This is a genomic window from Herbaspirillum sp. alder98, assembly GCF_020179755.1.
Lineage (GTDB): Bacteria > Pseudomonadota > Gammaproteobacteria > Burkholderiales > Burkholderiaceae_D > Herbaspirillum.
In genome coordinates this window covers 107,283-116,478 of record NZ_JAIUCY010000014.1, presented here as the reverse complement: position 1 = coordinate 116,478, position 9,196 = coordinate 107,283, and the positions used below count along the sequence as shown (strand labels likewise).

The window sequence follows — 9,196 nt, the reverse complement described above, 5'->3', positions numbered from 1 at the left end:
AGTATTCTGCATCACCCCATCCTCTGACGAGGGTGGGGTGTTTGCTTTTGCGCGGCCGCTTTGTATCCCCTCAATGCCGCTACCTCGACATATCCCCCATCCCCTCTGCTGAAACACTAAAAGACCCTGGGTACCGGCCTTCGCCGGCACGACGAGGGTGTTGGTAACTTAAACGCTCCTCGGCAGCACGACCACTTACCAACACCTCTACTCCTACCGCCGTCGTACTGACGCACGTCAGTACCCAGCGTCTTGCGTCGCCGACTAAGAACGTTATTTCCTGGATCGCGCATCAACAACAGCGCGCTACCTCCTGCAATATCCAGCACCACGTCTGCTGAAACACCCAAAGTCACTGGGTACCGGCCTTCGCCGGCACGACGACGGTGTTGATAACTTAAACGCTCCTCGGCAGCACGACCACTTACCAACACCTCTACTCCCACCACCGTCGTACTGACGCACGTCAGTACCCAGCGTCGTCCGCCGCATATCAACAACCCTGCCTCCTGAAAGACCCGAGATAACATCTCGCACTTAGCCTGAGGTTGGTTAACACCAGAAAACCGGCAAAGGGCTTCGCTCACTCTTCACCCGCCAATCCATATCCCAATACACCCGCAACGCGTCCCTCCGCCAAAGCCGCGACTTCCCAGATCCCCCGGCAGCCAAAGCCCATCCGCCACCCGTTTACATCCTGTTTACACCCCCTCCCCATAGTTTTACCCGGAATTAACGCTCGAAATTCTATCGTTCAAGCCTCGCCGATTCCGATACGGATGGCATGAACAATGGAGTGGGAAATGGATTTCTTGTATGCAGGCCTGCTGCTGCTGTGCGGCCTCTCGATGTGGGCCTTCGTGGTCCTGTGCAGTCGCCTCGAGCGGCAGGATGGAGGCGCCAAATGAACCTCATGACTCTGCTGGGACTGGCGGTTTCGGCGGCCCTCCTGGTCTATCTGGTCTATGCACTGATCAAGCCGGAGGACTTCTGACATGGACAGCAACGCACTCATTCAACTGGCCCTTTACCTGGTCGTCATGCTGGCACTGTCCGTGCCGTTGGGGTGGTATATCGCCCGCGTGATGGAAGGCAAATCCAAGGTCAATCGCATTTTCGGCGGCATCGAGCGGGTGTTCTACCGCCTGTGCGGCATCAGTCGTGACGACGAGATGAACTGGAAGCAATACGCCATCGCCGTGCTGCTGTTCAATTTCATCGGGCTGGTCGTGGTCTACGCGCTGCAGCGCCTGCAGCAATGGCTGCCACTCAACCCGCAAGGGCTGGCCAACGTCAGTAGCGATTCTTCGTTCAACACAGCCATCAGCTTCGTGGCCAATACCAACTGGCAGGGCTACGTGGGCGAGGCCACCATGAGCTACCTGACCCAGATGGCCGCGCTGGCAGTGCAGAACTTCGTCTCGGCCGCCACCGGGATCGCCATCGCCTTCGCCCTGATCCGCGGCTTCGCCCGGCACAGCAGCAAGGGCATCGGCAATTTCTGGGTCGACATGACCCGCGCGTCGCTGTACATACTGCTGCCGCTGTCGGTGATCCTGGCGCTGGTACTGGTGCAGCAGGGCAGCACCCAGAACTTCCGCCCCTATCAAGAGGTGAAGACGCTGGAGGTGACCCAATACACAGTGCCCAAGCTGGATGCCGCAGGCCAGCCGATCAAGGATGCCAAGGGCGAACCGGTGGTAGAAGCCATGAGCACCGATCGCCAGACCCTGCCCATGGGGCCGGTGGCATCGCAGGAAGCCATCAAGATGCTGGGCACCAACGGCGGTGGATTCTTCAACGCCAATTCGGCCCATCCCTACGAAAACCCGACCCCACTGTCCAACTTCCTGCAGATGCTGGCGATCCTGGTCATCCCCGCCGCGCTGTGCACCAGCTTCGGCATGCTGGTCGGCGACCGGCGCCAGGGCTGGTCGATCCTGGCCGCCATGACGGTGCTGTTCGTGGTACTGACGGCGACCCTGATGTATTACGAATCGCAACCCAACCCGATGCTGGCTTCGCTGCACGCCCAGGGTAGCGGCATGATGGAAGGCAAGGAAACCCGCTTCGGCATTACCGCCTCCAGTCTCTTTGCGGCCATCACCACCGCCGCCTCCTGTGGCGCGGTCAACGCCATGCACGATTCGCTGTCGCCCATCGGCGGACTGGTGACGATGCTGCAGATGCAATTGGGTGAGGTGGTCTACGGCGGCGTCGGCGCCGGCTTGTACGGCATGCTGATCTTTGCCGTATTGGCGGTGTTCATCGCCGGCCTGATGATTGGCCGCACGCCCGAATACCTGGGCAAGAAGATCGGCGTGTACGACATGAAGATGATGTCGCTCGCCATCCTGATGACCCCGGCGCTGGTGCTCATCTTTACCGCCGTGTCGGTGATGGTGGAAGGCGGCCTGGCCGGTATCGCCAACCCTGGCGCCCATGGCTTCTCTGAAATCCTGTACGCCTTCAGCTCCGCGGCCAACAACAACGGCAGCGCTTTCGCCGGGCTCTCAGCCAATACGCCTTACTACAACACCACCACCGGCCTGGCCATGTGGCTGGGGCGCTTCGGCGTGATCGTGCCGGTGCTGGCCATGGCCGGCTCGCTGGCCGGCAAGAAGCGCCTGGCGGCAACCTCCGGCACCTTGCCGACACACGGCCCGCTGTTCGTGGCCCTGCTGATCGGTGCTGTGATCCTGGTCGGCGCTCTGACCTATGTGCCGGCGCTCGCGCTAGGACCGGTGGTCGAGCACCTGCAAATGATGGCCATGTGAATTGGAATTCGATATGACTACCCCTGTTAGCAGTAATTCTTCCGACGCCATGCCGTCGACCGCACAGACCGCCCGCTGGATGTTCGATCCCAAGATCGTCAAGCCGGCCCTGGTCGATTCCCTGCGCAAGCTGTCGCCACGCGTGCAATGGCGCAACCCGGTGATGTTCGTGGTGTATCTGGGCAGCATCCTGACCACGCTGCTGTTCGTCCAGGCGTTGCTGGGCGATGGCGAGGCACCGGCCGGCTTCATCTTCGCGGTCACTGCCTGGCTGTGGTTCACGGTGTTGTTCGCCAACTTTGCCGAGGCGCTTGCCGAAGGTCGCAGCAAGGCGCAGGCCGCGGCCCTGCGCGGGGTCAAGAAAAGCGTGCTGGCCAAGAAGCTGCGCCGCGCCGACCAACTGCACACGCCCGGCTTCAAGGCCGACCAGTGCGAAGTGGTCGAGGGCGGCAGCCTGCGTCGCGGCGACCTGGTGCTGATCGAGGCCGGTGACACGGTGCCGGCCGACGGTGACGTCGTCGAAGGCGTGGCCACCGTCGACGAGAGCGCCATCACCGGCGAATCGGCGCCGGTCATTCGCGAGTCGGGCGGCGACTTCTCGGCCGTCACCGGTGGCACCCGCGTGCTCTCGGACTGGATCGTGGTGAAGGTGTCGGTCAATCCCGGCGAGGCCTTCCTGGATCGCATGATCGCCATGGTCGAAGGCGCGCGTCGCCAGAAGACCCCTAACGAATTGGCCCTCACCCTGTTGCTGGTGGCCTTGACGCTGGTGTTCCTGTTGGTCACCGTCAGCCTGCTGCCGTTCTCGCTGTTCTCGGTCACTGCCGCCGGCAGTGGCGCGCCGGTGTCGGTGACGGCGCTGGTGGCGCTGCTGGTCTGCCTGATTCCGACCACCATCGGCGGCCTGCTGTCGGCCATCGGCGTGGCCGGCATGAGCCGCATGATGCAGGCCAACGTGATCGCTACCTCGGGTCGCGCGGTCGAAGCCGCCGGCGACGTCGACGTGCTGTTGCTCGACAAGACCGGCACCATCACGCTGGGCAATCGCCAGGCGGCTGCGTTCTTCCCGGCGCCGGGCGTGTCCGAGCGAGAACTGGCCGACGTCGCCCAACTGGCTTCGCTGGCCGACGAGACCCCGGAAGGGCGCAGCATCGTGGTGCTGGCCAAGAACCGCTTCAACCTGCGCGAGCGTGAAATGGCCGGGCTCGGTGCGCAGTTCATCCCGTTCAGCGCCCAGACCCGGCTGTCCGGCATCGATGTCGGTCCGCGCCGCATTCGCAAGGGCGCAGCCGACGCCATCCGCAAGCTGGCCCGTTCGGCCGATCAGCGCCTGCCGAGCCAGGTCGAGACCGATATCGAAGCCATCGCCCGTCGTGGCAGCACGCCGCTGGTGGTCGTCGAGTGGAGCAGCGAAGCGGCGCTCATCAACCAGGGCGCGCCGATCCGCATTCTCGGTACGGTGGAGCTCAAGGACATCGTCAAGGGCGGCATCAAGGAACGCTTCGGCGAGCTGCGCCGCATGGGCATCAAGACCGTGATGATCACCGGCGACAACCGCCTGACTGCCGCCGCCATCGCCGCCGAAGCCGGGGTCGATGATTTTCTGGCAGAGGCCACGCCCGAACAGAAGCTGGCGCTGATTCGCCAGCACCAGGCCGAGGGCAAGCTGGTGGCCATGACCGGCGACGGCACCAACGATGCACCGGCGCTGGCGCAGGCCGACGTCGCGGTGGCCATGAACAGCGGCACCCAGGCGGCCAAGGAAGCCGGCAACATGGTCGACCTCGATTCGAACCCGACCAAGCTGATCGAGATCGTCGAGATCGGCAAGCAGATGCTGATGACGCGCGGCAGCCTGACCACCTTCAGCATCGCCAACGACGTCGCCAAATACTTCGCGATCATCCCGGCCATGTTCGTCGCCACCTACCCGCAACTCGATGCGCTGAACGTGATGCACCTGGCCAGCCCGGCCTCGGCCATCATGTCAGCCGTCATCTTCAATGCCTTGGTGATCGTGGCGCTGATCCCGCTGGCCTTGCGCGGCGTGCGTTATCGCGCACTGGGCGCGGCCGTGCTGTTGCGCCGCAACCTGCTGGTGTATGGCCTGGGCGGTTTGCTGGTGCCGTTCGTCGGCATCAAGCTGATCGACCTGCTGCTGTCGGGCTTCGGTCTGCTCTGAGCACTCCCTCATTCATCAAGGAAAAATCATGAAAGCATCTTCCAGCAAGTCGCCACTGCGTCCCGCGCTGACCTTGTTCATCCTGCTCGGCGTGGTGCTGGGCGGGATCTATCCGGCGCTGGTGACCGGCCTGGCGCAGGCGTTCTTCCCGCACCAGGCCAATGGCAGCATCATCGAAAGCCGGGGCGTTGCGGTCGGCTCCGAACTGATCGGCCAGAACTTTACCGGCCCCGCCTATTTCTGGGGCCGGCCATCGGCCAGCGGCACCTTTCCCAACAACGGCATGGCATCCGGCGGCAGCAATCTGGGCCCGACCAATCCGGCCCTGAAACAAGCCGCCGATGACCGCGCCAAGACGCTGATCGAAGCCAGCGACGGCAGCCAGCGGCCGATTCCGATCGATCTGCTGACCGCTTCGGCCAGCGGCCTCGACCCGCACATCAGCCCGGCTGCAGCCGACTATCAGCTCACCCGCGTAGCCCAGGCGCGCGGCATCGATGTCCAGCGCCTGCGCGCGCTGGTGCAGCGTCATACCGAGGCGCCGCAATGGGGCCTGTTCGGCGAGCCCCGGGTCAACGTGCTGAAACTGAACCTGGCGCTGGATGAGGCCGCGCCGCTCAACCCGGCCGCCGCCAGGTAGCTCAGCTACAATGCCTCAACAACCAGCCAGCGCCCGATGACCACCCGCCCCGACCCCGACCACCTGCTCGAACGCGTCATGCGCGAAGAAGACCGCCAGGCGCGCGGCCGGCTGAAGATTTTCTTTGGATTCTCGGCCGGGGTCGGTAAGACCTTCGCCATGCTGGAAGCGGCCCAGGCGCTGCTGGCGCAGGGCGTCGACGTGGTCGCCGGGGTGGTCGAGACGCACGGCCGCGGCGAGACCGAGGCACAACTGGCCGGGCTGGTTCGCCTGCCGCCGCGCATGCTGGAGCATCGCGGCCACCAGCTACCCGAATTCGATCTCGATGCCGCGCTCGAACGCGCCCCGCAAGTCCTGCTGGTGGATGAACTGGCGCACTCCAACGTGGCTGGTTCGCGCCACGCCAAGCGCTGGCAGGATATCGATGAACTGCTGCGGGCCGGCATCGACGTCTACACCACCCTCAATGTGCAGCACATCGAAAGCCTCAACGACGTAGTTGGCCAGATCACCGGCATCCGCGTCTTCGAGACCGTGCCCGATCATGTGTTCGATCGCGCCGACGATGTGATGCTGGTCGACATCCCGCCTGACGAATTGCTGGCGCGTCTGCAGCAGGGCAAGGTCTACCTGGCGCAGCAGGCCGAGCATGCCCGGCGCAATTTCTTTCGCAAGGGTAACCTGATCGCACTGCGCGAAATCGCCTTGCGCCGCACCGCCGACCGGGTCGATGCGGACATGCGGCAATATCGTGCCGACCGCTCCATTGCCCAGCTCTGGCAAGCCCGCGAACGCATCGTCGCCGCCATCGGTAGCGGCCCGGGGGAAGAGCGCGTGATTCGCGAGGCGGCACGGCTGGCCGCCAAGTTGCAGGCCGAATGGCTGGCCGTGCACGTCGACCTGGCCGATACCCGACGCAGCCTGGCTGCCCGCGAACGGGTACTCGATCATCTCAAGCTGGCCCAATCGCTGGGGGCGCAGACCGCCAGCATCAGCGGCGACGACCTGCCGGCGGCGTTGCTGCAATTTGCCCGCGCCCGCAATGCCGGCAAGCTGGTGGTCGGGCAGCAACGCGGCCGGCGCTGGTGGCGCGGCACGCTGTCGCAGCGCCTCGCCGCGCGCGGCGAAGGCATCGACATCTATAGCGTGGCGCGCAGCCACGCCAATGGCCCGTCGGGCGATGACGGCATGCTGGCGCCAGTGACCGATCCGCAGGGCCGGCGACGACGTACGCGCGGCAGCCTGTGGGCCGTCGCCAGCTGCGCGGTGACCACTGCGCTGGCTTTCGTGCTCAACGATTTCCTGCATCCGGCCAACGTCATCATGCTGTACCTGGTCGGCGTGATGCTGGTGGCGACCCGTCATGGGCGTTCGGCCTCGGTGCTGGTGTCGGTGCTGTCGGTGCTGTCGTTCGATTTCTTTTTCGTCGCGCCCAGGTTTTCGATCTCGGTCTCCGACGCCCAGTACCTGCTGACGCTGGCGGTCATGCTGGCGGTGTCGCTGTTCATCAGTTCGCTGACTGCGCGTATGCGTCGCCAGGCGCGGGTGGCGATGCAGCGCGAAGCGCGCGCGTCGAACCTCTATATGCTCGGCAAGGAGCTCTCGGCCCTGCTGACGCTGGACCAGATCCTCGAAATCGGACGGCGTCACCTGGCGGCGGTGTTCGGTGCGCGCATCGCTTTCTTCCTGCCTGACAGCGGCAATCAATTGCGCCTGGCCGCGCCCGATGCCAGCGCGCCCGCCCTGCACAGCGTCGATGATGGCGTCGCCCAGTGGGTCTACGACAATGGGCAGGCCGCCGGGCGCGGCACCGCCACGCTGCCGTCGGCAACCGCCTTGTACCTGCCGCTGACGGCCACCATGCGCACCCGTGGGGTGTTGGCGTTTGCCGTCGAAAGTGACGGTGAGGGGGACGATCACCAACTGGCCGCAGCCCAGCTGGCGCTACCCGAAAACCGCCAGATGCTCGAGATATTCTGCTCCCAGATCGCGATGGCCATCGAGCGCCTGCATTACGCCGAAGTGGCTCAGGATGCGCTGGTCAGCATGGAATCCGAGCGCCTGCGCAATTCGCTGCTGGCGGCCATCTCGCACGACCTGCGCACGCCGCTGACGTCGCTGGTGGGCAGCGCCGACGTGCTGGCCGCCGACGTCCGCCTGCCGGACGACGCGCGCGACAGCGCCCGCATGTTGAGCCAGCAGTCGCACCGCATGATCGGCTTGATGAACAACCTGCTCGACATGGCGCGCCTGCAGGCTGGCGCGGTCACGCTGCAGCGTCAGTGGAATGCGTTGGAGGAAGTGCTGGGTGCGGCCTTGAGGCTGTTGCAGCACGCGCTGGCGCAGCATCGCATCGAGATTCGCCTGGCGCCCGATCTGCCGCTGCTGAGGGTGGACGCCGTGCTGCTCGAACGGGTGCTGTGCAACCTGCTCGAGAATGCCGCCAAGTATGCCCCGGCGGCGACCACCATCACCATCGGCGCCCAGTTGCGGGAGCAGGGCAGCGAGCGCGAGATGTGGGTCAGCGTGAGCGACCAGGGGCCGGGATTCGGTGCCGCTGCCGCGTCCCATGCGTTTGAAAAGTTCACCCGTGGCGAACACGAATCGAGCACCCCCGGGGTCGGACTGGGCCTGGCGATATGCCGTGCCATCATCGAGGCCCACCAGGGGCGTATCTGGATTGCCGCACCCGCGCCCGGGGCCAGTGCGATCAGCGGCGCCAGCGTCGTATTCGCGCTGCCGGTCGAACGCCAGCCGGACTTGCCCGACGAGGACGACATCGTCCCGCCGGGCCATTAATGACATCGAGGAGCATCATGCAGGAGCACGCCGGCAATATCGTCTTCATCGAGGATGATCCGCACATCCGCAAGTTGGTCAAGGGCGCGCTTGAGCAGGAGGGCTTCATCGTGCACGAAGCCACCAGCGCCCGCGCCGGCATCGTCGAGGCCGGCACCCGCAAGCCCGACCTGGTGATCCTCGACCTGGGCCTGCCCGACATGGACGGCAAGGCCGTCATCACCGAACTGCGCAGCTGGAGCAGCGTGCCCATCGTGATCCTGTCGGCGCGCACGCAAGAGTCGGAAAAGGTCGAGGCGCTCGACGCCGGCGCCGACGATTACCTGGTCAAGCCCTTCGGCATGCCCGAACTGCTGGCGCGCATGCGGGCGCAGTTGCGACGCCATGCGCGCGGCGCGGCGCGCGACGGCAGCACCGGTCGTTACCGCCTGGGCGAGGTGCTGGTCGATTTGCCGGCCCGCAGCGTCAGTCGCAACGGCGAGCCGCTGCACCTGACCCAGATCGAATATCGCCTGCTGTCGACGCTGTTGCGTGACGCCGGACGCGTCATCACGCATCGCCAGTTGCTGGTGGCAGGGTGGGGGCCTTCGCATGTGGACGACCACCATTACCTGCGCATCTACATGCAGCGGCTGCGTCAGAAGCTGGAGCGCGACGCCACGCAACCGGTGCATATCGTCACCGAGATCGGCGTCGGTTATCGGCTGGCCGAGGTGGCGGGGGAATAGGCGGCGATCGGCAGGCGAACAGCACCACACGCTGCAGGCAGAAAAAAACGGCGGGACCCTTGGGCCCCGC

The 9,196-nt window shown here is 65.1% G+C and carries 6 protein-coding genes; all 6 read left to right on the top strand.

The genetic code is table 11. The features are described 5' to 3' along the window. The first annotated feature begins 904 nt into the window (after positions 1-904). The 6 genes from kdpF to LBW87_RS22490 are packed head-to-tail and all read left to right on the top strand — an operon-like array spanning position 905 to position 9,126. On the top strand, positions 905-994 hold the full coding sequence (gene kdpF, locus LBW87_RS22515) for a K(+)-transporting ATPase subunit F (protein ID WP_225203715.1): 90 nt from the start codon (positions 905-907) through the stop codon (positions 992-994). Position 995: 1 nt separating this feature from the next. Beyond that, a complete protein-coding gene (gene kdpA / locus LBW87_RS22510; protein ID WP_225203714.1) occupies positions 996-2,777 on the top strand; it encodes a potassium-transporting ATPase subunit KdpA in 1,782 nt (593 codons plus the stop codon). Between the two features lie 13 nt (positions 2,778-2,790). Beyond that, on the top strand, positions 2,791-4,959 hold the full coding sequence (gene kdpB, locus LBW87_RS22505; RefSeq protein WP_225203713.1) for a potassium-transporting ATPase subunit KdpB: 2,169 nt from the start codon (positions 2,791-2,793) through the stop codon (positions 4,957-4,959). A 28-nt stretch (positions 4,960-4,987) separates the two neighbouring features. Further along, the gene (gene kdpC, locus LBW87_RS22500) at positions 4,988-5,599 is read left to right on the top strand and encodes a potassium-transporting ATPase subunit KdpC (protein ID WP_225203712.1); all 612 of its coding nucleotides are present in this window, start codon (positions 4,988-4,990) and stop codon (positions 5,597-5,599) included. A gap of 36 nt (positions 5,600-5,635) precedes the next feature. Next, positions 5,636-8,398 (top strand): sensor histidine kinase, encoded by a 2,763-nt coding sequence (locus LBW87_RS22495; protein WP_225203711.1) that lies wholly within the window; start codon positions 5,636-5,638, stop codon positions 8,396-8,398. 17 nt (positions 8,399-8,415) lie between these two features. Beyond that, positions 8,416-9,126 carry a response regulator gene (locus tag LBW87_RS22490; RefSeq protein ID WP_225203710.1) on the top strand — a complete coding sequence of 237 codons (711 nt, stop codon included), beginning with the start codon at positions 8,416-8,418 and terminating at the stop codon, positions 9,124-9,126. Positions 9,127-9,196 lie beyond the last annotated feature (70 nt).

Coding starts and splice junctions, on each gene's coding strand:
- kdpF (WP_225203715.1), top strand. CDS start 905: ATGAACCTCATGACTCTGCTGGGACTGGCGGTTTCGGCGGCCCTCCTG.
- kdpA (WP_225203714.1), top strand. CDS start 996: ATGGACAGCAACGCACTCATTCAACTGGCCCTTTACCTGGTCGTCATG.
- kdpB (WP_225203713.1), top strand. CDS start 2,791: ATGACTACCCCTGTTAGCAGTAATTCTTCCGACGCCATGCCGTCGACC.
- kdpC (WP_225203712.1), top strand. CDS start 4,988: ATGAAAGCATCTTCCAGCAAGTCGCCACTGCGTCCCGCGCTGACCTTG.
- LBW87_RS22495 (WP_225203711.1), top strand. CDS start 5,636: ATGACCACCCGCCCCGACCCCGACCACCTGCTCGAACGCGTCATGCGC.
- LBW87_RS22490 (WP_225203710.1), top strand. CDS start 8,416: ATGCAGGAGCACGCCGGCAATATCGTCTTCATCGAGGATGATCCGCAC.